15 protein-coding genes and 1 pseudogene are annotated in these 23,770 nt (G+C 72.7%); 3 read left to right on the forward strand and 13 right to left on the reverse strand.

Annotation, left to right across the window (positions count from 1 at the left end; all coding sequences use genetic code 11):
* Nucleotides 1–183: 183 nt before the first annotated feature.
* Nucleotides 184–1,224, reverse strand: a complete 1,041-nt coding sequence (locus tag H7H31_RS08265; protein ID WP_187063756.1) for a 3-isopropylmalate dehydrogenase — start codon at nucleotides 1,222–1,224, stop codon at nucleotides 184–186.
* Between the two features lie 139 nt (nucleotides 1,225–1,363).
* Here H7H31_RS08265 and H7H31_RS08270 point away from each other — a divergent pair, with 139 nt between their 5' ends.
* Entirely contained in the window at nucleotides 1,364–3,013 is a 1,650-nt protein-coding gene (locus H7H31_RS08270) for a purple acid phosphatase family protein (RefSeq protein WP_187063757.1), read from the forward strand.
* 190 nt (nucleotides 3,014–3,203) lie between these two features.
* Here the strand turns inward: H7H31_RS08270 and H7H31_RS34550 are convergent, their stop codons facing one another.
* From H7H31_RS34550 to H7H31_RS08280, 3 genes are all read right to left on the reverse strand, one after another.
* Complete coding sequence (locus H7H31_RS34550; RefSeq protein WP_261905843.1) at nucleotides 3,204–3,332, reverse strand: hypothetical protein; 129 nt, start codon at nucleotides 3,330–3,332, stop codon at nucleotides 3,204–3,206.
* 530 nt (nucleotides 3,333–3,862) lie between these two features.
* Nucleotides 3,863–5,494 carry an L-glutamate gamma-semialdehyde dehydrogenase gene (pruA, locus tag H7H31_RS08275; protein ID WP_187063758.1) on the reverse strand — a complete coding sequence of 544 codons (1,632 nt, stop codon included), beginning with the start codon at nucleotides 5,492–5,494 and terminating at the stop codon, nucleotides 3,863–3,865.
* A 373-nt stretch (nucleotides 5,495–5,867) separates the two neighbouring features.
* The gene (locus H7H31_RS08280) at nucleotides 5,868–6,794 is read right to left on the reverse strand and encodes a proline dehydrogenase family protein (RefSeq protein WP_187063759.1); all 927 of its coding nucleotides are present in this window, start codon (nucleotides 6,792–6,794) and stop codon (nucleotides 5,868–5,870) included.
* A 916-nt stretch (nucleotides 6,795–7,710) separates the two neighbouring features.
* On the opposite strand from H7H31_RS08280, the gene H7H31_RS08285 reads away from it, so the two are divergent.
* Together H7H31_RS08285 and H7H31_RS34555 are read left to right on the forward strand one after the other, a co-directional pair.
* Nucleotides 7,711–8,784 carry a PucR family transcriptional regulator gene (locus tag H7H31_RS08285; protein ID WP_232109738.1) on the forward strand — a complete coding sequence of 358 codons (1,074 nt, stop codon included), beginning with the start codon at nucleotides 7,711–7,713 and terminating at the stop codon, nucleotides 8,782–8,784.
* Nucleotides 8,766–9,182 (forward strand): annotated as a pseudogene (locus H7H31_RS34555) (PucR family transcriptional regulator); the annotation flags it as partial. The gene H7H31_RS08285 and the pseudogene H7H31_RS34555, both read left to right, overlap by 19 nt.
* A gap of 240 nt (nucleotides 9,183–9,422) precedes the next feature.
* Here H7H31_RS34555 and H7H31_RS08290 read toward each other — a convergent pair.
* From H7H31_RS08290 to H7H31_RS08330, 9 genes are all read right to left on the reverse strand, one after another.
* Nucleotides 9,423–10,667, reverse strand: a complete 1,245-nt coding sequence (locus H7H31_RS08290) for a serine hydrolase domain-containing protein (protein WP_187063761.1) — start codon at nucleotides 10,665–10,667, stop codon at nucleotides 9,423–9,425.
* A gap of 119 nt (nucleotides 10,668–10,786) precedes the next feature.
* Nucleotides 10,787–11,713 carry an SAM-dependent methyltransferase gene (locus H7H31_RS08295; protein ID WP_187063762.1) on the reverse strand — a complete coding sequence of 309 codons (927 nt, stop codon included), beginning with the start codon at nucleotides 11,711–11,713 and terminating at the stop codon, nucleotides 10,787–10,789.
* 424 nt (nucleotides 11,714–12,137) lie between these two features.
* Nucleotides 12,138–13,709: an MFS transporter gene (locus H7H31_RS08300; protein ID WP_187063763.1), complete on the reverse strand. Its 1,572-nt coding sequence runs from the start codon at nucleotides 13,707–13,709 to the stop codon at nucleotides 12,138–12,140.
* 40 nt (nucleotides 13,710–13,749) lie between these two features.
* On the reverse strand, nucleotides 13,750–14,454 hold the full coding sequence (locus H7H31_RS08305; RefSeq protein ID WP_308284247.1) for a TetR/AcrR family transcriptional regulator: 705 nt from the start codon (nucleotides 14,452–14,454) through the stop codon (nucleotides 13,750–13,752).
* 384 nt (nucleotides 14,455–14,838) lie between these two features.
* Nucleotides 14,839–16,443 carry a phosphoglycerate dehydrogenase gene (gene serA / locus H7H31_RS08310; protein WP_187063764.1) on the reverse strand — a complete coding sequence of 535 codons (1,605 nt, stop codon included), beginning with the start codon at nucleotides 16,441–16,443 and terminating at the stop codon, nucleotides 14,839–14,841.
* A 438-nt stretch (nucleotides 16,444–16,881) separates the two neighbouring features.
* Complete coding sequence (ilvC, locus tag H7H31_RS08315) at nucleotides 16,882–17,880, reverse strand: ketol-acid reductoisomerase (RefSeq protein ID WP_187063765.1); 999 nt, start codon at nucleotides 17,878–17,880, stop codon at nucleotides 16,882–16,884.
* A 235-nt stretch (nucleotides 17,881–18,115) separates the two neighbouring features.
* Nucleotides 18,116–18,640: an acetolactate synthase small subunit gene (ilvN, locus tag H7H31_RS08320; RefSeq protein WP_187063766.1), complete on the reverse strand. Its 525-nt coding sequence runs from the start codon at nucleotides 18,638–18,640 to the stop codon at nucleotides 18,116–18,118.
* Between the two features lie 37 nt (nucleotides 18,641–18,677).
* Nucleotides 18,678–20,540: an acetolactate synthase large subunit gene (locus H7H31_RS08325; RefSeq protein WP_187063767.1), complete on the reverse strand. Its 1,863-nt coding sequence runs from the start codon at nucleotides 20,538–20,540 to the stop codon at nucleotides 18,678–18,680.
* A 203-nt stretch (nucleotides 20,541–20,743) separates the two neighbouring features.
* Complete coding sequence (locus tag H7H31_RS08330) at nucleotides 20,744–23,698, reverse strand: putative bifunctional diguanylate cyclase/phosphodiesterase (protein ID WP_232109739.1); 2,955 nt, start codon at nucleotides 23,696–23,698, stop codon at nucleotides 20,744–20,746.
* Nucleotides 23,699–23,770 lie beyond the last annotated feature (72 nt).

Here is a 23,770-nt window from a genome sequence, read left to right on the forward strand (position 1 = left end):
TGCCCCCAGGGAGGATCGGTGCCGCGCGGCGCCCCGTACAGGAAACGACAGCGGCACGGCAGAGCGGTCGTCCGCGTGCGGACGCCTCGGGGCCCCGCGCGTCAGCACGGGGCCCCGAGGCAGCGGTCCGTATGGCCGGCCGGCGCGTCGTGTTCGTCACACGCCGGGCACGCGGCGCACGCGTCAGGCCGTGACGCGGATGGCGAGCGCGTCGCCGATCTCGTCCGTGGTCCGGGTCACACCGTCGCGGGCGGCCAGGTCCTCGGTGACCGCGGTCTCGACGCGGGCCGCCTCCGCCTCGTACCCCAGGTGCCGGAGCAGCAGCGCGACGGAGAGCACCGTCGCGGTCGGATCGGCCTTGCCGGTGCCCGCGATGTCGGGGGCCGAGCCGTGGACCGGCTCGAACATGGACGGGAAGGCGCCGGTGGGGTTGATGTTGCCGCTGGCGGCCAGCCCGATGCCACCGGTGACGGCGGCGGCCAGGTCGGTGACGATGTCACCGAAGAGGTTGTCGGTGACGATGACGTCGAAGCGCTCCGGCTGCGTGACGAAGAAGATCGTCGCCGCGTCCACGTGCAGGTAGTCGGTGGTGACGTCCGGGTACTCCTGGCCGACCCGGTCGAAGATGTTCTTCCACAGGTGGCCGGCGTAGACCAGGACGTTGTTCTTGTGCACGAGCGTCAGCTTCTTGCGGGGGCGGGCGTTGGCCCGCTCGTACGCGTCGCGCACCACGCGCTCCACGCCGTAGGCGGTGTTGACGCTCACCTCGGTGGCGACCTCGGCCGGCGTGCCGGTGCGCAGACTGCCGCCGTTGCCGGTGTACGGACCCTCGGTGCCCTCGCGGACCACGACGAAGTCGATCTCGGGGCGGCCGGCGAGCGGCGTCGGGGTGTTCGGGAAGAGCTTGGAGGGGCGGAGGTTGACGTAGTGGTCGAAGGCGAACCGCAGCTTGAGCAGCAGGCCGCGCTCCAGGACGCCGGAGGGCACGGAGGGGTCGCCGATCGCGCCGAGCAGGATCGCGTCGTGGTCCTTGAGGCTCTCAAGTTCCGCGTCGGGCAGGGTCTCCCCGGTCGCGTGCCAGCGCCGCGCGCCGAGGTCGTACTCCCGGGTCTCCAGCTTCACGTCCTGCGGAAGCACCGCCGAGAGCACTTTGAGGCCCTGGGCCACCACTTCCTGGCCGATTCCGTCACCGGGGATCACTGCGAGGCGAATGCTGCGAGACATGCGAGGACCCTACTCTTCGTCCCATTCATTGACACGTCATGTCCATCATTCGGACGGGCGCTGGCCGGACAAGTGGCGTTCACTCCGGATACGGCCGCGATACAGCACGGAGTTGGTCGCGGCTGGGAGCTTTCCTGGCATGACCGCTCATTCCCGCCGGCCGGGCCCCCACTCCCCTGGTTCCGCCGATCTCCCCCGGGTCGGCATCCCCGATGAGCTGGCCCGCCGGATGTCCATGCCGGAACAACACGCCTACCTGCGCGCCAAGCTGTCGCGGCGCGGCGCCCTGCGCACCGGCGCGGCGACCGTGGGCACGGTCGCCGGAGCCGGCTTGCTCGCCGGCTCCGCCAACGCCGACCCCCGCCCCGTCGCCGCCGCGCACGCCCCCGGCACGGAGCGCGTCGACGGCTCGTTCGTCGCCCCGTTCGGGCGCCACCTGGCCTTCGGCGCCGACCCGAAGACCCAGATGCGCATCTCGTGGCAGGTCCCGTTCGCCGTGCGGCGGCCGTACGTACGGATCGGGGTCGAACCCTGGCGGTTGAGCCGGAAGATCGAGGCGGAGGTCCGCGACCTGCACACGCCGGCACTGTCCGACAAGCTGCCCACGGTGCGGCAGTTCTACCTGCACGCCGCGCTGGACGGGCTGCGCCCCGGCACGACGTACTACTACGGCCTGGGCCACGACGGCTTCGACCCGACCGACCCGAGCCGCCTCGCGACGATCGGCAGCTTCCGGACGGCCCCCGCGCGGCCCGAGGAGTTCGTCTTCACCGCCTTCGGCGACCAGGGCGTCAGCTACGACGCGCTCGCCAACGACCAGTTGATCCTCGGCCAGAACCCGTCGTTCCACCTGCACGCCGGCGACCTGTGCTACGCGGACACCACGGGGCACGGCGAGGAGTCGGACGTCTACGACGCGCGGGTGTGGGACCAGTTCCTCGCGCAGACCGAATCGGTCGCCGCGCGGGTGCCGTGGATGGTGACCACCGGCAACCACGACATGGAGGCGTGGTACAGCCCCAACGGCTACGGCGGCCAACTCGCGCGCTGGACGCTGCCGGACAACGGCCCCGACCCGCGCGAGGCCCCCGGCGTGTACTCCTTCACCTACGGCAACGTCGGCGTGGTCGCCCTCGACGCCAACGACGTCTCGTACGAGATCACCGCCAACCTCGGCTACACGGGCGGGCGCCAGACGGCCTGGCTCGACCGGCGCCTCGGCGAGCTGCGCCGGAGCGCGGGCATCGACTTCGTCGTGGTCTTCTTCCACCACTGCGCCTACTCGACCACCAGCGCCCACGCCTCGGACGGCGGCGTGCGCGACGCGTGGGTGCCGCTGTTCGAGAAGCACCAGGTGGACCTGGTCATCAACGGCCACAACCACGTCTACGAGCGCACCGACGCGCTGCGCGGCGGCGCGGTGGCCAAGGAGGTGCCGATCGGCGAGAGCGTGGACCCGGCACGCGACGGCATCGTGTACGTCACGGCGGGCGGCGCGGGCAAGGCGCTCTACAGCTTTCCGGTGCCGGACAGCTACGAGGGGCACGTCAGGGACCGCGACCACGTGCGGACGTACCACTGGGTCAAGGGCGCGGAGAAGGCGGAGAAGGCGGAGAAGAGCGAAGAGGACGTGGAGTGGTCCCGCGTGCGCTTCACGGGCTTCTCCTTCGTCGCGGTCAGCGTGAGCGCCGGCGCGCGACCCCGGATGCGGGTGACCACCCTGGCGGAGAGCGGCGAGCGCGTGGACCACTTCGAGATCACGCGTTCGCGGCGGCACGGCCGCGCGTGACCGCCGCGCCGCCCCACCGCACCGCGGCGTCGTCGCCGGCTGGGCGCCGACGGGGCGACGTGGCGACGGGGCACGGGGCGGGCCCGCGACGCCCGCCCCGTGCCCCGTGCCCCGTGCCCCGTGCCCCCGGGGAGGATCGGTGGTACGGGTGGCGGGGGCCCGGGGCGTGCGTCCGGGGTGTGAGTCGGTGTCAGTGACCGGTGGAGCCGCCGTTGTCGCGGCGGTCGAGCGCGCGCTGGAGCGCGGCGGCGGCGTTCTTGCGGTCGGTGTCGTCGTCGCGGCGGGCAGCGTGCCTGATCCTGCGAACGGTGTCGGCCATGATGCACGTCTCCAATGCCAATGCCAGAACCCGAAGGGGAATGGAATCGCCGGAAGGGCGGGAGCCTGGATACGGCAGGGGTCACCTGCGCGACGCAGCCGGCTCATCCGCCGTCGCTCGATGGAGCGAGACGTTCGGCTTCCACAAACGTAAGCCAGCGAAGCGGAGCTGTCTGCCCCATTACTCGGACTTCCTACTATCTGAGACGGGGGCACTACCGAGGCTCCGCTGGCACCTGCCCTGCGCGTCCCGCCTGCTGGACACCCCCGGCCCCCGTCCGACGCGCGGTCGGTGCGCTACGCCACTCGTGGGAAGCGCGCTCCGGACGCGCGGGCCGCGCGGCATGCGCGAGACGGGCGGGGCGGGGCCGCCGCGTACGGGGCGCGCCCGGGGCGACGGGCGCTGGCGCCGGGTACACCTCCGCCCCCGGCCGGTTGGGGGACCAGACGGGGGCGGAAGCTGGTGGCGCGCACGCGTGGCGCGCGCCGGACCGGACCGACCGGGTCGGACCGGTCGGCGTGTGGGGCTGATCAGCCCATGTGCGGGTAGCGGTAGTCGGTCGGCGGGACCAGGGTCTCCTTGATGGAGCGGGTGGAGGTCCAGCGCATCAGGTTCTGCTTGGCGCCGGCCTTGTCGTTCGTACCCGAGGCACGACCGCCACCGAACGGCTGCTGACCGACGACGGCGCCGGTCGGCTTGTCGTTGATGTAGAAGTTGCCCGCCGCGAAGCGCAGCGCCTCACAGGCGGCGGCGGCAGCGGCGCGGTCCCGCGCGATGACGCAGCCGGTCAGGCCGTACGCCGAGGCGGACTCCATCTGGGTGAGCATCTCGTCGTACTTCTCGTCGTCGTAGACGAAGACGCCGAGGATCGGACCGAAGTACTCGTCCTTGAAGATCTCGTTCTCGGGGTCGGTCGAGACGAGCACCGTCGGACGGACGAAGTAGCCCACGCTGTCGTCGTACGTGCCGCCGGCGACGACCTCGATCGTCGGGTCGGCCTTGGCGCGGTCGATGGCGGCCTTGTTCTTCGCGAAGGACCGCTCGTCGATGACGGCCGACATGAAGTTCGACAGGTCGGTGACGTCGCCCATGGTCAGGGCGTCCACCTCGGCGGCGAACTCCTCCTTGAGTCCGTTCTCCCACAGCGAGCGCGGCACGTAGGCCCGCGAGGCGGCGGAGCACTTCTGGCCCTGGAACTCGAAGGCGCCACGGGTCATCGCCGTCTTGAGGACCGCCGGGTCGGCGGACGGGTGGGCGACGATGAAGTCCTTGCCGCCGGTCTCGCCGACCAGACGCGGGTAGGTCTTGTACTTCTCGATGTTGTTGCCGACCGTCTTCCACAGGTACTGGAAGGTCTTGGTCGAGCCGGTGAAGTGGATGCCCGCCAGGTCGGGGTGGTTCAGGGCCACCTCGGAGACGGCGATACCGTCGCCGGTCACCAGGTTGATGACGCCCTTCGGCAGCCCGGCCTCCTCCAGGAGCTGCATCAGCAGCACGGCGGCGTGGGTCTGGGTCGGGGACGGCTTCCACACGACCGTGTTGCCCATCAGCGCCGGGGCGGTCGGCAGGTTGCCGGCGATGGCGGTGAAGTTGAACGGGGTGATGGCGTAGACGAAGCCCTCGAGCGGCCGGTGGTCGCTGCGGTTCCACACGCCCGGGGCGTTGGCCATCGGCTGCTCGGCCATGATCTGGCGCGCGAAGTGCACGTTGAAGCGCCAGAAGTCGACCAGCTCACAGGGGGTGTCGATCTCCGCCTGCTGGGCGGTCTTGGACTGGCCCAGCATGGTGGAGGCGGCCAGCGTCTCGCGCCAGGGGCCGGAGAGCAGCTCGGCGGCCTTGAGGATGATCGCTGCGCGGTCGTCGAAGGCAAGGGCGCGCCACGCGGGGGCGGCGGCCAGCGCGGCGTCCACCGCGTCCTGGGCGTCCTGGGCGGTGGCGTTCCCGTAGGTGCCGAGCTTGGCGGCGTGGTTGTGCGGCTGTACGACGTCGAAGCGGTCGCCGCCGCCCATCCGCTTCTCGCCACCGATGGTCATCGGCAGGTCGATGGGGTTCTCGCCAAGCTCCTTGAGCTTGATCTCAAGACGGGCGCGCTCGGGAGTGCCGGGTGCGTAGGTGTGCACCGGCTCGTTCACCGGCGCGGGGACCTGGGTCACAGCGTCCATGGCCGTGTCTCCTTCGATCGTCGGGTCTGCGTACGAAAACGTTCTGCGTACGGAACGTAAGGGCGGCGGCACGGGGGCCACCAGGCCGCGGGGCCGTCGGGCTTCCGCCACGGCGCCGGCTCGGCCCCGTACGGCGGCCCCTCCGGTGCCGTCCGCGCTCCGCTCCGCGCTGGCCTGCGCCGGGCGGTTCGGTGGGGGCGCCAGGGGTGCCGGCGTTCGCCGGTCGCAGGGCGCCCCCTGCCAGTCTTACTCCTGTCGGCCGCCGAACGGGGCGGCGGGCGTGTGGGGATGCCCACGGACCGGTTCGCCCGGCGCACGGGGCGGGCCCGGCGGCCGGCGGCCACGGGGCCGCCGCGGCGCGCCGGTGGGGCGGTCAGCCGCGGCTGACCAGCGAGCGCAGGAAGAAGGTCATGTTGGCGGGGCGCTCGGCGAGACGGCGCATGAAGTAGCCGTACCAGTCCGTGCCGTACGGCACGTAGATGCGCATCCGGTGACCCTCGGCCAGGAGGCGCTCCTGCTCGGCGACGCGGATGCCGAACAGCATCTGGAACTCGTACTCGTCCAGCTTGCGGCCGTAGCGCCGGCCCAGTTCCTGCGCGATGGCGACCAGGCGCGGGTCGTGGGAGCCGATCATCGGGTAGCCGTCGCCGGCCATGAGGATCTTCAGGCAGCGCACGTACGCCTTGTCGACCTCGCGCTTGTCCTGGAAGGCGACGTCGGAGGGCTCCTTGTAGGCGCCCTTCACCAGGCGCACCCGCGAGCCCTCGGTGGCCAGCGCGTGGCAGTCCTCCTCGGTGCGGAACAGGTACGACTGCACCACGGCGCCGGTCGACGGGTACTTCTTCCGCAGCTCGCTGAGGATCGCCAGCGTGGAGTCGGTGGTGGTGTGGTCCTCCATGTCCAGGGCCACGTTCATGCCGGCCTCGGCCGCGGCCTCCACGACGGGCGTGACGTTCGCCAGGGCGAGGTCGTGGCCGCCGGGCAGCGCCTGGCCGAAGGCGGAGAGCTTGACCGACATCTCCGTGCGGGCACCGAGGCCGAGCGGGGCCAGCTCCTCGGTCAGCGCCAGGTAGGCATCGCGGTTGCGCAGCGCCTCGGCCGGGTCGGTGATGTCCTCACCGAGGAAGTCCATGGTCACATCGAGACCGCGCTCGGTCAGGCCCCGGATCACCGACATGGTCGGCTCCAGCAGCTCGCCCGCGACGAAACGGTCCACCATGGGGCGGGTGACCGGCGCGGCCGAGACGATACGGCGGATGGCGTCGCTGCGTGACGCGGCGAGCAGCACGGGACCCAGCACGGGGCACCTCCACGTTGCGATGGTTCTTGTCAAGGCTGATGGCGCCGGGCGGCCAGGGCCACGACGGCAAGGTGAGCCACTGTGAAACCTATGGAGCGCGCCGGCGCGCGACCATCGACACCTGTCACGCGTTGGTGGCCGGGATCTCAGACAGATGTATGACAATGGTTCCGGCAATGCGCTGCGGTACGCGCCGGGCGTGCGCCCTGGGGTGTGCGCCGGACACCCGGCGGGCCGTACGCCGGGGCCTTGCCCGGGCGGGGCCCCGCCGGGGCGGCGCCTCGCAGGGGCGGCGCCTCGCCGGCGTTTGGCGGCGTGCGGTGCCGTGGGCGGGTACGGGCCGTGCCCGTACGCCGGAGGACGCGCACGGGGCCGGCCCCGCCCGGCGTGCGGTGCCGTGCCGCGACGCGTACGGGCGGGGCCGTCGCGCGGACGGGCGGCGCCGGCTGCGGCGGACGGGGCGCGGCGTGAGGACGCGGTACGGAGCGGCGCCGCGCACCGGCACGGGGCACGGGGCACGGGGCACCGAGAGCAGGGCACACGCGGGGCAGGACGGGCAAGGAGTGCGGAGCACGAACGCAGAGCACGAGCCACACGGAGCAGGGAGCACGGAGCACGGAGCGCGGAGCACGGAGCACGGAGCACGGAGCACGGAAGCATGAAAAACGGGGAGCGCGTGGAACACCTGAAGCACGCGCGGTGCCGGAGCGCCGCGTGAACGTCGCGACCGCACGACCAGCCGAGCGCGGCTGACGTGACCGGGAGCCGGAGGGCACGGCGACCGGAGCCGTCGTTCCCCGCTCCCCCACCCACCACCTCCCCCGCACGCGCCTCGGGCGGCGTACCCGCCCGAGAAGCGCGGGGGTTCATCCAGACACCTCGAAAGCCAGCCACCTCGAAGGGGGCCACGCGGCGGATGCGCGGCGACTACCAGCAACTCGTGGACGAGATCTCGGCGACCCTGGGCGCCCCCGCGACCCTGGAGGACCGGGACTTCGGGCTGATCGCGTTCGGGGTGCACGACAGCGACGACGACCTGGCCATGGACCCGGTCCGGACCCGGTCCATCCTTCAGCGCCGTTCGACGGCGGCGGTCCGGGCGTGGTTCGAGGGCTTCGGCATCGCACGCGCGCAGGCCCCGTTGCGCATCCCGCCCGACCCGGCGGCCGGGGTCTTCATGGGGCGCATCTGCCTGCCCGTTCGACACCGGGGCGTCGTGCACGGCTATGTGTGGCTGCTCGACGACGGCCATCTCGCCGATCTGGAGCTCGGGCGCCCCGGCGCCCAGACCGACCCGCGGCTCGCGCAGGCCATGGAGACGACGGCCCGCATCGGCGCCCTGCTGGCGGCCGAGGCGCGCAGCGGAGCGGAGCTCGGGGAGTTGCTCCGGGCCCTCCTGGTGGGGCCGCCCGCGGGGCGGGACGAGGCGGAGGCGGCGCTGCGCGACGCGCTCCGCGGGACGGCGCGGGGCCCGCTCGCCGTCGTCGCCGTCACCCCCTGGGACACCGAGAACCCCGCGGAGGCCGGCCCCCTGCCCAACCTGTCGGGGCTCGCCGCCGTCTGCGCCATCGCCGGTCGGCCCCGGGCGGCTGGTTCGGGCGCCGCCGGGGCGTCGACGGGCGCCCCCCACGCGCCGAGGACGAGCCTGGCCGCGCTGGTTCGGCTGCGTTCGGGCGCGTCGCTCGACCCGGCGCACGCGACGGCGGAGCAACTGCTGCGTTCGCCGCGCGCGGCCGGCGCCGAGCCGGAGCCGCGCTCCGGCACGGCCGACGCCGGCGGGCGGGGGGCGGCGGACGGGGCACGGAGCACGGAGCACGGGGCGGGCCCCGTGCCCCGTGCCCCGTGGCACCGTCCGGCGGCGGGGCGCCGTCCGGGACGGAGCACGGGGCACGGGGCACGGGGCGCACCGCGCGGGGCGCGGTCGGTCGGGGCGGCGGCGCCGTGCCCGCCGCCCCGGCGCACGGGGTACGGGGCGCTGCGGCGGGCGTGAGCGACGTACGCCGCGAACTCGGCGAACTGCCGGCCGCCTGGCGCGAGGCGTTGGCCGCCGCGCGCGCGGCGCGCGCCGACGAACGCTTCGGGCCCGTCGTCAACTGGGCGGACGTCGGCCCGTACCGGCTGCTGACCGGGCTGCCGGCCACCGACCCGGACCCGGCCGTGCGCCCGCTCCTCGAACTGGGCCACGCGGAGCTGGCCCGGACCGCCGAGGAGTTCCTGGACCGGGCGGGCCAGGCGGGCCGCACCGCGCAGGCCCTCGGCATCCACCGCCAGACGCTCTACTACCGGCTCTCCCGCGTGGAGCAGTTGACCGGTCTCGACCTCGACGCCGGCGAGGATCGGCTGCTGCTGCACATGGCGCTGAAGAAGGCACGTCTGGCGCGCGCGTAGGACCGCCGTCCGGCCGGCGCGCGTCCGGATCGCCCGGCGGCGTGCACCGGACCGCCCGGCAGCGTGCGTCGGGCCGTCCCACGCCCCACGCCCCGTGTGCGGCCAGCGGCGTACGGGTCCGACGGCGCCGCCCCGTCCCTGTCGCCACCGCCGGAACGGGGCGGCGACGGGGCCGGCGGACGGGGCGGGCAGGACGGGGCGGGGACAGTGCAGAGGGGAACGGGCGGCTCGGAGCGCGGTTCAGCGTCGGCAGAACTCGGCCTCCAGCGTGGCGTCCTCCCTCTCCTGGGCCCCGTAGTCGGCGTTCCTGTTCATCGTCAGGACGTGCTCGCCGTCGCGGGTGGCCGCGGTGCGTGTGAGCGAGCCCGGTACCTGACCACCGTGGCCCCACACCTCGACGCCGCAGGAGAGGGTGAACGACCGGATGCCCAGCCCGTAGGTGGCCTGGGGCGTCTCGTTCGGGGGCCGGCGGGGCGCCGCCGGCGGGGTCTCGCCGCCGTCGGACGGTACGGGGACCCCCTGGAGCATCTCGGCGAGCTGCGCGGCGGGCAGCAGTCGCCCCCGCAACAGCGCGCGGGTGAAGGTGTTCAGGTCGCGCGGCGTGGAGATGACCGTGCCCGCCGCCCAGGCGACCGTCGGGTTGAACTCGGTGACGTCGTGCACCGGGGCCGCCGGGTCCTCCTCGTACAGCCGCGAGTAGTGCCGGCCGTGCGGGGCCGGCAGGGTGGGTGATGAGCGTGGCAGCGTGGTGGACGTGAGTTTGAGCGGCTTGATGATCCGGTTCTCGACCTCGTCCTCGTAGTCGTGGCCGGTGACCTTCTCGATGACGAGGCCGACCAGGATGTAGTTGGTGTCGGAGTAGGACCAGCCCTCCCCCGGGGGGAACACCGGCGGTTGGGCCAGCCCGATGGCCACCAGTTCGCGCGGCGTGGCCCCGTCGTACCGGTGCTGGAGGAAACCCTGTCCGGTGAACTTGGCCAGGAAGCCCGGGTCGTCGTTGTAGTTGAAGATGCCGCTGGTGTGGTTGAGCAACTGGCGGAGGGTGATCCGCCTGCCGTCGTAGTGCGCGTTCCGCACCGGGCCGGGCAGCCACGTGTGCACCGTGTCGTCGAGGGAGAGCCGCCCCTCGGCGGCGAGTTGCAGCAGCACCGTCGCCGTGAACGGCTTGGTCACGCTCCCCACCCGGAACCTGTCCCGGGCGAGCCGTGGCCGCCCCGTCTCGCGGTCGGCCACCCCGACCGACCGCCGCCACGTCCCGTCGGCGTCGTCGACCCGGGCCACCACGCCCGGGGTGCCGTCGGCGACGACCGCGTCAAGCGCCCGAGCGGTCGCGGCGTGCGGGCGGCTCCGTTCGCCGGTGTGCGCGGCGGAGGCCGCCTCGTGGGCGGGGCTGCCGGTCGCCGAGGCCGGTAAGGCGGCCACGGCCGTCAGCGCCCCAGCCACGGCCAGGGCCCCGGCCACGCGTCGCGGTTGCCTACGTGCCATGAGTCACGCGTCCCTTCGCGAGGGGCGTCCGCCGGATGCGTCACGCCCGTCACCCGGGAGGACCGAAAGCCGGTGGGCCCGTGTTGCCCTCGTCCGTACGGATCGGGGTCCGGTCAGGGTTACGGGGCGCTGGCGCCCGCCAACCCCTGCGGGACATTACCTGCGGGGAGCGGCTGGCGCATGGCCTGGATCAGCCACCCACGACCGGTGCCCGCCCGCCGCGCGTCGAACGCCTTCGGCGTGGGGCGGCCGTACTCCACCGCGACCAGTCCGATGTCGCGGATCAGCGGCGCCCAACCACCGCGACGGAACCACACGTCGAGTTCCGTGCGGGGGCCGCCCTGCCACAGGTCGGTGAAGTCGGGTGAGACAGCGGTGCGCGCCGCCCGCAACAACTCCCCGTCCTCGCCGTGGTCGAGGGCCAGCGTGCTGCCGGGCGCCGAGAGCGCGCTGATCGCGTCCAGCAGCCCGTCGGCGGCGACCGACGGCAGCCCGTACACCAGGCCCTCGGCCAGCCACGCGGTACGCGCCGTCGGATCGAACCCCGCCGCGCGGAGCGCCGCGCCCCAGTCCTCCCGCAGGTCGGTGGCCACGTCGACCACCTCGCAGCGCGGGCTCGCCCCCGCCGCGCGCAACGCCCGGGTGCGGAAGTCCAGCACGGCGGCGAAGTCCACCTGGAACACGCGGGTACCCACGGGCCAGTCCAGGCGGTAGGCGCGGGCGTCCATCCCACAGGCGAGCAGCACCACCTGCGTACGCCCCGCCGCCGCGGCCTCCAGCAACGCGGTGTCCAGGGCCACGGTACGCACGGCCACCTGGTCGGCCATCAGATCGATGAAACCGGGCCCCGCCGGCCCCGACGGCCCGGAGGGCACGTTGGTCCAGGAGGCGCCGACGTCTCCGGCCGCGTCGAGGAACAACCGCGCGAACGGGTCCGCGAACAACCGGTCCGCGCGCTGGTGCTCCAGGTCGCGCAGGAACGCGACGCCCAGGGAGGTCTCCGCGAGCCCGGTCAAGCCTTCGACCCGCTCGTCCGCTTGCGTCATGGCAATCCTCTTTCCGTTGTCCGTGAGCTCGCGTCGGCGAGTTGGCGACCGCGAGTTGGCGTCGGCGTGCTGGCTGAGTGCCGCGGTGGCGGCCGGTGCCGTGCCGGCGGCGTTGCGTGTCGGCTGGGTGCGTGCTGACCGTGTGCTGCTTTGGCGGGCCGCCCCGCGCGGCCCCGTGCTCCGTGCTCCGTGCTCCGTGCTCCGTGCTCCGTGCTCCGTGCTCCGTGCTCCGTGCTCCGTGCTCCCAGGCAGGATTGCCGCCCCGTGCCCCGTGCCCCCGGCGAGGATCGCCGCCTCGTGCCCCGCGCGGCGCCCGCCCCGCCGGACGGGGCGGTGGCCCGCGCCCCAGGTCCCCGTCCCCACGGGCGCCGGGGGCGCGGGGTGCGCCGGTGGTCCCCGCCCCGGGGGGCCGCCGGCGGTCTCGTCAACCCAGGTGCGGTGCCATGGGCTGGGCATCGGCGCGGGCGTTGGCATCGCGGCTCGGGCGCGGGGTGTTCATCAGGGCGCCGACCACGGCCGCCGCCGCGACGAGGATCAGCGAGGCCGCGACGAACGCGTCCGAGAACCCCTCCGTCAGGGCCTGCCTGGCGACGTCCGGGGTGGGCGGCCGGTGCGCGCTGAGGTAGTCGGACGTGGTGCTGGCGGCGATCGTGTTGAGCAGGGCGGTGCCGATCGAGCCGCCGATCTGCTGGGCCGTGGTGACCGAGGCAGAGGCGATGCCGGTGTCCTCGGGACGCACGCCGTGCGTGGCGTAGTTCATCGCCGGGGCCATCACCAGGCCCATGCCCATGCCGACCAGCAACTCCGCGGGGAGTACCCCCGCCGCGTACGAACTGTCCGGCTCCAGCGGGATCAGCCAGGCCGCGCCCGCCGCGGCCAGCAGCAGCCCCGGTGCCACCAGCGCCCGCGGCGGGACCTTGGGCAGCAGGCGCGTGGCGACGCCGCCCGCGCCAAGCAGCACGCCCGCCGTCAGCGGCAGGAAGGCCACTCCGGTGACGACCGCCGAGTAGTCCTTGACGGTCTGCAGGTAGTAGGTGAGGAACAGGAACATCGCGAACATGCCGACCATCGCCAGGCCCACCGCCAGGTAGGCCCCGCCGCGGGTCCGGTCGAGGACCACGCGCAGCGGCAGCAGCGGCGTGCCGACCCGCCGCTCCACCACGACGAAGACGGCGAGGAGCAGGACGCCCGCGGCGAGCAGGCCGAGGACGCGGCCGGAGCCCCAGCCGTCCGCCTCCGCCTCGCTACAGCCGTACACCACGGCCACCAGGCCGCTGACGGCCAGCAGCACGCCGGGGATGTCGAAGCGGGCCCGGCCGCCGCCGGTGCGGGTGTCGGTGGGCAGCGCGTACCAGCCGAAGACGGCGGCGACGGCGATCGGCACGTTCACGTACAGGCACCAGCGCCAGTCGAGGTACTCGGTGAGCAGGCCGCCGAGCACGAGGCCGAGGGCGCCGCCGCCCGCGGCGATGGCGCCGAAGACGCCGAACGCCTTGGCGCGTTCCTTCGCTTCCGTGAACATGACGGCCAGGAGCGAGAGCGCGGACGGGGCGAGCAGCGCGGCGAAGACGCCCTGGAGGGCGCGGGCGGCGAGCAGCATGCCGAGGTTCTCCGCCGCGCCGCCGAGCGCCGACGCGCCGGCGAACCCCAACAGGCCGATGACGAAGGCGCGTCGGCGCCCCGTGTAGTCGGCTATGCGCCCGCCGAAGAGGAGCAGGCTGCCGAAGGCGAGGGTGTAGGCCGTGATGACCCACTGCCGGTCGCCCGCCGAGATGTCGAGGTCGTGCTGCGCGGAGGGCAGGGCGATGTTCACGATCGTGATGTCGAGCACGATCATCAACTGGGCCATGCCGATGAAGAGCAGGGCGAGCCAGCGTCGTGGGTGGGCGCCCGTCGGGGGCTGGTCGGTGGGCGCGGCCGTGGTTCCCCGGGCCGCGCCGGGCGCCGGCCCGGGCTCCGAGAAGGAGCCGCCTGACCTGCGGTCGCTGACGGACATGGTGGTGCCTCTCTCAGGAATGAGCGGTGTGGTGTGTGGGTCAGGCCCGTGGGCGTGACGGGGACTGGTGGCCGATCAGTCGTGTTCTGATCCGCTTGAACCAGCCGAGGTCGACGGCGGGCCCGGGGAGCGTGGCCCGCTGGTCGCAGGTGCCCGGGGCGCGGAGGCCGTCGAGGTAGATCTCCAGCTGGCGGTGGGCCAGGGCGCTGTCTTCGGCGAGTTGTCCGCCGGCCAGGGGTCGGGAGACGCGCATGAGCATCAGGGGCAGGTCGCCGAAGCGCACGTCGGGGCGGAGCGTGCCGGCCGCCTGGGCCTGGGTGACCAGTTCCTGTACCGGGTCGGCGGCGTCCTGCCGTACGCCGTCGAGTACGTCGTCGGCCTCCAGGCGCCCGATGAGCGCGGGCATGACGGAGCCCAGTTTGAGGTCGAGCGCCGCGTGCATGAAGGTGCGCAGCGCCTCGAAGGGCTCGACCTCGGCGTCGCGCGCGGTCAGCGCGGCTTCGCCGAGGGCCGTGAGCACGTCGATGGCCACGCCGCGGATCAGGTCGGCGCGGTCGGGGAAGCGCCGGTAGAGGGTGGCGACGCCGACGCCCGCGCGGCGGGCGATCTCGTCCAGCGGCGCGTCCGGGCCCTGGGCGGCGAAGACCTCTCGGGCCGCGCGCAGGATCTGCTCGCGGTTGCGCCGCGCGTCGGCCCGCATGCGCGGCGGCTCCGTGCCGGCGGTGGGAGCGCGGTCGGGGGTCACGGGTTCCTCCTCGGTGGGCCGGGCGGTGGCGGCGGGCGCGGCGCGGAGGGCGTTCGCCTACGCGGGGCAGCAGGGCACACACATCCCGTAGATGGATGGTTTTTCTCCACTTCCATCAGCGTAGGGCCTGCCGCGCATAAATTCATCACCTGTTGAGTAAGTGAGAGAAAAAAGCCGGGCCCGCACCGCCATCGCGGTGCGGGCCCGGCTTCCCGGTCTCCGCGTATACCCCTGCTGACCAGTTCGTACGAGCCTGTCGACCGGTGCGGACGGCGCGCGCCGCCACCGGGGCCGAGCCCCGTCGGCGCGCGCTCGCCGGCCGCCTACGTCACGGACGCCCGCGGGTCCCGGCTCGCGCCGTGGGCCCCGCGGGGTGTCCTGTCGTCAGTCCGTGAGGTTGATCGCGCGGGCCGACGTCGCGCCGATCTCCACGGCGATCTCGCTCATCACGGTCGCCGGAATGCTGTCGTCCACGGTCAGCGCGACGAGCGCCTCGCCGCCCGCCGTCGACCGGGAGACCTGCATACCCGCGATGTTGATCCCGGCCTCGCCGAGGACCCGGCCCAGGGTGCCGACCACGCCGGGGCGGTCGCTGTAGCGCAGGACCGCCATGTGGTCGGCGAGCGCGAGGTCGATGTCGTGCTCGCCCACCGCGACGATCTTCTGCTGGTGCTTCGGGCCGGCCAGCGTGCCCGAGATGGACACCTCCTGGCCGTCCGAGAGGGTGCCGCGCACGGTCACCACGTTGCGGTGGTCCGGCGACTCGGAGCTGGTCGTCAGCCGCACCTCGACCCCGCGCTCTTGCGCGAACAGCGGCGCGTTGACGTACGAGACGGTCTCCGCCACGACGTCCTCGAACACGCCCTTGAGCGCGGAGAGTTCGAGCACCTTCACGTCGTGCTGGGTGATCTCGCCGTAGACCTCCACGTCGAGACGGACCGCGACCTCGCCCGCCAGCGCGGTGAAGATCCGGCCGAGCTTCTCGGCCAACGGCAGCCCCGGACGCACGTCCTCGGCGATCACGCCGCCCTGCACGTTGACCGCGTCCGGAACCAGCTCGCCGGCGAGCGCGAGGCGCACCGACTTGGCGACCGCGATGCCCGCCTTCTCCTGCGCCTCCCCCGTCGAGGCCCCCAGGTGCGGGGTCGCCACGACCTGGTCGAACTCGAAGAGCGGCGAGTCCGTGCACGGCTCGGAGGCGTACACGTCGAGGCCCGCGCCCGCGACCCGGCCCTCCTTCAGCGCCGAGGCCAGCGCCGCCTCGTCGACGATGCCGCCGCGCGCCGCGTTGACGATGCGCACCTCGGGCTTGACCTTGTGCAGCGCCTCGTCGCCGATCAGCCCCAGCGTCTCGGGGGTCTTCGGCAGGTGCACGGTGATGAAGTCGGAGACGGTGAGCAACTCGTCCAGCGACAGCAGCTTGACCCCCATCTGCGCCGCCCGCGCGGGCTGCACGTAGGGGTCGTAGGCGACGATCTTCATGCCGAAGGCGGACATCCGCTGCGCGACCAGCACGCCGATGCGACCGAGGCCGACCACGCCGAGCGTCTTCTCGCTCAGCTCGACGCCGGTGTACTTGCTCCGCTTCCACTCGCCGTTCTTCAGGGCGGTGTTGGCCTGCGGGATGTTGCGCGCGGTCGCGACGATCAGGCCGCACGCCAGCTCCGCGGCGGTGACGATGTTGGAGGTCGGCGCGTTCACGACCATCACGCCCGCCTTGGTGGCGGCGGCGACGTCGACGTTGTCCAGGCCCACGCCGGCACGGGCGACGACCTTGAGCCTGCGGGCGGCGGCGATCGCCTCGGCGTCCACCTTGGTGGCACTGCGTACGAGGATGGCGTCCACGTCGGCGATGGCGGGGAGCAGCTCGGCCCGGTCCGCACCGTTGCAGTGCCGAATCTCGAAGTCGGGGCCGAGGGCGTCGACGGTGGCGGGCGAGAGTTCTTCAGCGATGAGTACGACAGGTTTGCTGGGCTTGGCAGGGCTCACGTGGTCTCAGTCCTCACTAGTCCTTTGCGGACGGCCGTCCCGACGGCCGAAGGCGGTGAAGGGGTCAGCCGCGTGGAAGACGCACGACGCTGTGAGCCTGACGCGCTTGTGGAAGCAGTGTAGTGGCGTACGGGCCCGCGTCTCGCGCCGTCGCGCAACATCGCCCGGTTCTGAGCGGGCCCCCTGGACAACGTCGTCAAGGGCGGCTCACACCCGCCGCCCGGCCACGGGCCATCGCCCCCTCTTCGGCCCCGGTCACCTTCGTGACCTGGGGCGACGTGGGAGCCCCAGCGCGACGCGGCCAGGCCGGGCCGCCCACCCCCGCCGCGCGCCGGGGCCGCGGCGCGCGGCGGCCGGCTGGCGGGACGGACGCGGCGCGGGCGCGCGGCACCGGGGTGCTCCCGGCACCGCGCGCCCCCGCCCGCGCCGGCGGCGCGCCTACTCGTTGTCGTCGACCCAGCTCATGAGCTTGCGCAGCTCCTTGCCCGTGGTCTCCAGGAGGTGGTCCTGGTCGGCCTTCTTGTACTCGTTGTACTTCGGCAGACCCGCGTGGTACTCGGCCATCCAGTTCTTGGCGAAGGAGCCGTCCTGGATCTCGCCGAGCACCTTCTTCATCTCGGCCTTGGTGGCGTCGTTGACGATGCGCGGACCGGTGACGTAGTCGCCCCACTCGGCCGTCTCCGAGACCGACCAGCGCATCTTCTCCAGGCCGCCCTCGTACATCAGGTCGACGATGAGCTTCAGCTCGTGCAGGCACTCGAAGTAGGCGATCTCCGGCTGGTAGCCGGCCTCGACCAGGGTCTCGAAGCCCGCCTTGACCAGCGCGCTCGCGCCACCGCAGAGCACGGCCTGCTCGCCGAAGAGGTCCGTCTCGGTCTCCTCGGTGAAGGTCGTCTTGATGACGCCGGCCCGCGTGCCGCCGATGGCCTTGGCGTACGACAGGGCCAGGGCGAAGCCCTTGCCGGTGGCGTCCTGCTCGACGGCCGCGATGCACGGCACGCCGCGACCCTCCTCGTACTGGCGGCGCACCAGGTGGCCCGGGCCCTTCGGGGCGACCATGGCGACGTCGACGCCGGCCGGGGGCTTGATGAAGCCGTACCGGATGTTCAGGCCGTGGCCGAAGAAGAGCGCGTCGCCCTCCTTGAGGTGGTCCTTGACCGACTCCTCGTAGACCGTGGCCTGGATCGGGTCGGGCACCAGCATCATGATCACGTCGGCCTCGGCGGCGGCCTCGGCGGGGGTCACCACGCGCAAGCCCTGCTCCTCCGCCTTGGCCCGGGACTTCGAGCCCTCGTGCAGGCCGACCCGGACGTCGACGCCCGAGTCGCGCAGGGACAGCGCGTGGGCGTGACCCTGGCTGCCGTAACCGAGGACCGCGACCTTGCGGCCCTGGATGATGGACAGGTCTGCGTCGGCGTCGTAGAACAGCTCGGCCACTTCGGGTATCTCCTAGCTTCTGGGTGGTGCGACCCACCGTATGACGGCTGGGCGGGGGAAGGGTTGGGGGTCTCGCTATCCGGTCCCGCGGGCCGGCCGGAATCCGCCGGGGTGGGGCGGTCGCGGCCGGCCTGGCGCGCGGACTGGGGGCGCGTGCGCGGTGGTGCGCGGAGCGCGGTGGCGCCGGGGTGGCGCCGGGCTGTCCCCGGGGTACGGGGCGGGCGCGGGCGGCCCGTTACGCGGAGCGGTCGAGGGCGCGCAGGCTCCGGTCCGTGATGGAGCGCGCGCCCCGCCCGATGGCGATGGTGCCGGACTGCACCAGCTCCTTGATGCCGAAGGGTTCCAGCATCTTGAGCATGGCCTCCAGTTTGTCGCTGCCGCCGGTGGCCTCGATGGTGACGGCCTCCGGGGAGACGTCCACGGTCTTGGCCCGGAAGAGCTGGACGATCTCCACCACCTTCGAGCGCGTCTCGTTGTCGGCCCTGACCTTCACCAGGACGAGTTCGCGGTGGATGGCCGAACCGTCCTCCAGCTCCACGATCTTCAGCACGTTGACGAGCTTGTTGAGCTGCTTGGTGACCTGCTCCAGGGGCAGCTCCTCGACGTTGACCACGATGGTGATGCGGGAGATGTCGGGGTGCTCGGTGACGCCCACGGCGAGGGAGTCGATGTTGAACCCGCGGCGCGAGAACAGCGCGGCGATCCGGGCGAGGATGCCGGGGGTGTTCTCCACCAGAACGGAGAGCGTGTGCTTGGACATGGGTCTCTCTCTTCTCGGCTTGCGCTCGGCCTGGTGCTCAGTCGTCTTCGTTGTCGCCGAAGTCGGGACGGACCCCGCGGGCGGCCATGACCTCGTCGTTGGAGGTCCCCGCCGCGACCATCGGCCAGACCATGGCGTCCTCGTGGACGATGAAGTCCACCACCACGGGGCGGTCGTTGATCGCGTTGGCCTTCTCGATGACGGCGTCGAGCTGAGCCGGGTCGTCGCAGCGCAGTCCCACGCACCCCATGGCCTCGGCCAGTTTCACGAAGTCCGGCACGCGGGTTCCGGTCGGCTTTCCCTCGTCCCCGCCCTCGCCGGGGCCGGAATGCAGCACCGTGTTGGAATAGCGCTGGTTGTAGAACAGGGTCTGCCATTGTCGGACCATGCCCAGGGCGCCGTTGTTGATGATGGCGACCTTGATGGGAATGTCGTTCAGCGCGCAGGTGGCCAGTTCCTGGTTGGTCATCTGGAAACAACCGTCGCCGTCGATCGCCCACACCGTACGCTCCGGCCGACCGGCCTTCGCGCCCATGGCCGCCGGCACCGCGTATCCCATCGTGCCGGCCCCGCCCGAGTTCAGCCAGGTCGCCGGCTCCTCGTACTGGATGAAATGCGAGGCCCACATCTGGTGCTGTCCGACACCCGCCGCGAAAACGGTGCCCTGGGGCGCCAACTGTCCAATGCGCTCAATTACCTGCTGCGGCGACAGACTCCCGTCCGACGGCAGGTCGTAGCCGAGTGGATACGTCTTGCGCCACCGGTCCAGATCCGCCCACCACGCGGCCAGATCGCCGCTCTGGCCCTCGGCCGCGTGCTCGGCGCGCACCGCGGTCACCAGATCGGAAATCACCTCCCGGGCGTCTCCCACGATGGGCACGTCGGCCAGGCGGTTCTTTCCGATCTCGGCCGGGTCGATATCCGCGTGCACCACCTTCGCCAGCGGCGCGAAGGAATCCAGCCGCCCCGTCACCCGGTCGTCGAACCGGGCGCCGAGCGCGACGATGAGATCCGCCTTCTGCAGGGCCGTCACCGCGGCCACCGTGCCGTGCATCCCGGGCATCCCCAGGTGCTGCGGGTGGCCGTCCGGGAAGGCGCCGAGCGCCATCAGCGTGGTGGTCACCGGCGCCCCGGTCAGCTCCGCCAGCACCCGCAACTCGGCGCTGGCCCGCGCCTTGAGGACGCCGCCGCCCACGTACAGCACCGGCCGCCTCGCCTGCGTGATCAGCCGCGCGGCCTCCCGGATCTGCTTGGCGTGCGGCTTGGTCACCGGCCGGTACCCGGGCAGGTCCGTCTGCGGCGGCCAGGAGAACCGCGTCCGCGCCTGCAACGCGTCCTTCGCGATGTCCACCAGGACCGGGCCCGGGCGGCCCGTCGAGGCCACGTGGAACGCCTCCGCGATGGTCCGCGGGATATCGTCCGCGTCCGTCACCAACCAGTTGTGCTTGGTGATCGGCATGGTGATGCCGCAGATATCCGCCTCCTGAAAGGCGTCGGTACCAATCGCCTTCGAGGCCACCTGTCCCGTGATGGCGACCAGCGGAACGGAATCCATGTGCGCGTCGGCGATCGGGGTCACCAGATTGGTCGCCCCGGGGCCGGAGGTCGCCATGCACACCCCGACCTTTCCGGTCGCCTGCGCATATCCCGTCGCGGCGTGTCCCGCGCCCTGTTCGTGACGCACCAGCACGTGCCGGACCCGCGATGAATCCATCATGGGGTCGTACGCGGGCAGAATCGCCCCGCCGGGAATTCCGAAGACTACGTCTGCTCCGACCTCCTCAAGCGAACGAATGAGGGACTGCGCGCCCGTGACGTCCTCAGGGGTGACGGACTGCTGTCCGTTTCGGGCCCGCGGCTGGGGGTGGGGAGCCCCGGTGGCCTGCTCGGTCATCGGCATTCTCTTCTCGAAGATGAGGGGTGGTGCGGGGGTGGAAAGTGCGTCAGTGCAACAAAAAACCCCTCGTGCCGTGAGGCAATCGAGGGGAGCGCGTCGGGAGGAGGTCCGCAGGGCCTTTGTGGCCCTGCTCAGCCGACGCGCTGTCCAAGTACGAGAATTCGGGTGCGCATGGCTCTGACCCTCCCCCCGTCGCCTAGGGAGTGTCAAGTGGGTGGGACGGGCGTCTCATTATTTGAACGCAACGGCGTATGCGCCAGCGACTCGTGGCGCCGCGTCCCGTGCGATCCGCTGTACCGCACCGGCATGGCGCCGCCCACGAGCGCCGGCGGCTCGGACCGCTGCTCGGGCGCACACACCTCGGCGAGGACGCCGGAGCGGGCCGTGAGACGCGGCTCCGGGCGCGGCAGCGGGTAGTCGCCCACGGTGAGCGCGCGGCGCAGCCGGTGCTCGTCCAGCGGGCCGCAGAAGACCGTGCCCTGGGCGTGCGTACAACCCATGGCCCGCAGGGCGGCCAGTTGCTCGGGGAGGTCGACGCCCTCGGCCATCACCTGGGTGCCCAGGTCGCTGGCGATCCGCAGCAGGCCGGCGGTGATCTTGTAGAGCCTGGCCGACTCCAGCACGCCCTCGACCAGGCTCTGATCGAGCTTGACCAGGTCGATGGGGAGCTTGCGCAGGGCGTTGATCGCGGCGTACCCGCTGCCGAACCCGTCCAGCGCGATGCGGACGCCCAACCGGCGCAGCGCCATCAGCCGGTGCTCCAGGTCCTCCAGCGGCTTGCGGGAGTCACTTTCGGACAATTCGATGATCAAGCTGCCGGACGGGAGGCTGTGCTCGGCGAGCAGGCTTTCCACCGTCTTGGGCGGAATGGCCTTGTCCGCCAACTGGCTCGCGGGCAGGCGCACCGAGACCGCGACGCCGTGCCCGGCGCGCCGCCGGCGGGCCGCCTGCCGAATGGCCTCCTCCAGCGTCCAGCGGCTCAGCTCGGCGCTGCGCGCGGCGTCCTCGCCACCGCCTCGCCCGTCGCTCTGGCCGGTGCCCGTGACGCGGAGGAACTCGGCCGGCGTGAACAGGATGCCCTGCGCGGAGCGCCAGCGCGGCTGCGCGGAGACGGCGGTGACGCGCCCGCTGCTGACGTCGACGATGGGCTGGTGCAGCAGCACGAACTCGCCGTCCTTGAGCGCGGTGCGCAGCCGCGTCGCCATCTCGGCCCGGCGGGCCACGTCCGCCTGCATCTGCGGCGCGTACAGCTCGACCCGGTTCTTGCCGGCGGACTTCGCCCGGTACATCGCGAGGTCGGCGTTGCGCATCAGGTCGCCCGGGCTGATGCCGGGCTCGGCGAAGGCGACGCCGATACTGGCGGCCACCCGCACCTCCGTGCCCTGTACGCGGTACGGGCGGGACAAGGCGATGCGCAGCCGCTCCGCGATGTCGTGCACGCGGTATTCGTGGGCGGCCTGGTCGGGCCCGCCGTCGCCCATGATGAGCGCGGCGAACTCGTCGCCGCCGAGCCGGGCGGCGACGTCGCCGGCGCGCACGGACTCCTGGAGCCGGCGGGCGGCCTGCACGAGCAGTTCGTCGCCCGCCTGGTGGCCGACGGTGTCGTTGACCGCCTTGAAGCCGTCGAGGTCGATGTAGAGCACCGCGGTGCCCGGGTCGGTGCGCCGCCTGCCGCCGAGCGCCTGCCGCACCCGGTGGGTGAACAGGGCGCGGTTGGGCAGGTCGGTGAGCGGGTCGTGCTCGGCGTTGTGCTGGAGCTGGGCCTGGAGCCGGACGCGCTCGGTGACGTCGCGGCTGTTGAGGATCAGCCCGCCGTGGTGCCGGTTGATCGTGGACTCGACGTTCAGCCAGTCGCCGTTGCCGGAGCGGAACCGGCACTCGATGCGGGTGGTGGGCTCCTGGCTGGGCGCGGCGGCCAGGAACCTGCGCACCTCGTGCACGACCGAGCCCAGGTCCTCGGGGTGGATGAGCGACGCCAGTTCGGAGCCGGTCAGCTCCTCGGCGTCGCGGCCGTAGACGCCGGAGGCCGCCGGGCTCACGTAGCGCAGTACGCCGGTGGGCGCGGCGATCATGATGACGTCGCTCGACCCCTGCACCAGGGAGCGGAAGTGGTTCTCCTTCTGCGCCAGCTCCTGGGTCAGGGTGATGTTGTCCATCAGCATGATGGCCTGCCGCACCACCAGGGCGAGGACGACGGTGCAGCCCGTGAAGAGCACGACCTGGTCCACGGCCCGGCCGTTGAGCACGTTGTAGATGATCCCCAGCACGCAGACGCTGGCGGCCAGGTAGGGCGTCAGGGCGGTCAGCGAGTTGGCGATGGGGCGCCCGGCGGGCTGCGGCCGGCGCGGGCGCTCCCACTCCGCGGCGGAGCGGGCCGACGCCCACGGCGCGTAGGCCAGCAGCAGCGAGCCCGCGAACCAGCCCGCGTCCAGCGGCTGGCCCGAGTTGTACTGCTGCCGCAGCAGTGGCGAGGTGAACAGCGCGTCGCACAGGACGGTCAGCGCGAGGGCGCCGATGGCGGTGTTGACCGCGGAGCGGTTGGCCGACGAGCGCCGGAAGTGGACCGCGAGTACGACGCTGACCAGCGCGATGTCCAGCAGCGGATAGGCCAGTGAGAGGGCGGTGCGCGCGACGCTCTCGCCGTCGAAGCTGGCTGTGTGCGCCAGCGCCAGGCTCCACGAGAGGGTCAGCAGCGAGCCGGCGATGAGCCAGGAGTCGAGGCTCAGACACAGCCATCCGGCGCGGTTGACCGGGCGCTTGGCGAGCACCAGCAGTCCCACGATGGCGGGCGGCGCGAACAGCAGGAAGCAGAAGTCGGCGAGCGACACCGGGGGCACCGGCTGCCCCCGCACCACCTCGTACCAGCCCCATACGCCGTTGCCCAGGCCCGCCATCAGCGAGGAGGCGGCGAACATGTACCACGCCGGCCGGGAGGGGCCGGAGCATGAGCGCGCGTAGACGAAGCACGACACCGCGGCGGCCAGCGCCGCGGCGCAAAGCCCGAAGTCGCCCATGATCGTGGCCAGTTCACGCGATCCCCAGCCCAGGACCGACCCCGCCGCGTAGCCGCCGCACACGAGGGTCAGCAGTAGTTGGTGCAACATCCCGGCGCCACCGTCCGCCGCCCCCGGGCGGGCGAGCACCGCCGCCCAGGCGCTCACGACGGCACCGCCGTCAGCTCGCGAATCGCCGCGCCGCGGTTCGCCAGGCTGTGTAGTGATCGACGCGTGAGC

Origin of the sequence: Streptomyces buecherae (genome assembly GCF_014295035.1) — a bacterium.
GTDB classification, from domain to species: Bacteria; Actinomycetota; Actinomycetes; order Streptomycetales; family Streptomycetaceae; genus Streptomyces; species Streptomyces youssoufiensis.

Coding starts and splice junctions, on each gene's coding strand:
- H7H31_RS08265 (WP_187063756.1), bottom strand. CDS start 1,224: ATGTCTCGCAGCATTCGCCTCGCAGTGATCCCCGGTGACGGAATCGGC.
- H7H31_RS08270 (WP_187063757.1), top strand. CDS start 1,364: ATGACCGCTCATTCCCGCCGGCCGGGCCCCCACTCCCCTGGTTCCGCC.
- H7H31_RS34550 (WP_261905843.1), bottom strand. CDS start 3,332: ATGGCCGACACCGTTCGCAGGATCAGGCACGCTGCCCGCCGCGACGAC.
- pruA (WP_187063758.1), bottom strand. CDS start 5,494: ATGGACGCTGTGACCCAGGTCCCCGCGCCGGTGAACGAGCCGGTGCAC.
- H7H31_RS08285 (WP_232109738.1), top strand. CDS start 7,711: ATGCGCGGCGACTACCAGCAACTCGTGGACGAGATCTCGGCGACCCTG.
- H7H31_RS08290 (WP_187063761.1), bottom strand. CDS start 10,667: ATGGCACGTAGGCAACCGCGACGCGTGGCCGGGGCCCTGGCCGTGGCT.
- H7H31_RS08295 (WP_187063762.1), bottom strand. CDS start 11,713: ATGACGCAAGCGGACGAGCGGGTCGAAGGCTTGACCGGGCTCGCGGAG.
- H7H31_RS08300 (WP_187063763.1), bottom strand. CDS start 13,709: ATGTCCGTCAGCGACCGCAGGTCAGGCGGCTCCTTCTCGGAGCCCGGG.
- ilvN (WP_187063766.1), bottom strand. CDS start 18,640: ATGTCCAAGCACACGCTCTCCGTTCTGGTGGAGAACACCCCCGGCATC.
- H7H31_RS08325 (WP_187063767.1), bottom strand. CDS start 20,540: ATGCCGATGACCGAGCAGGCCACCGGGGCTCCCCACCCCCAGCCGCGG.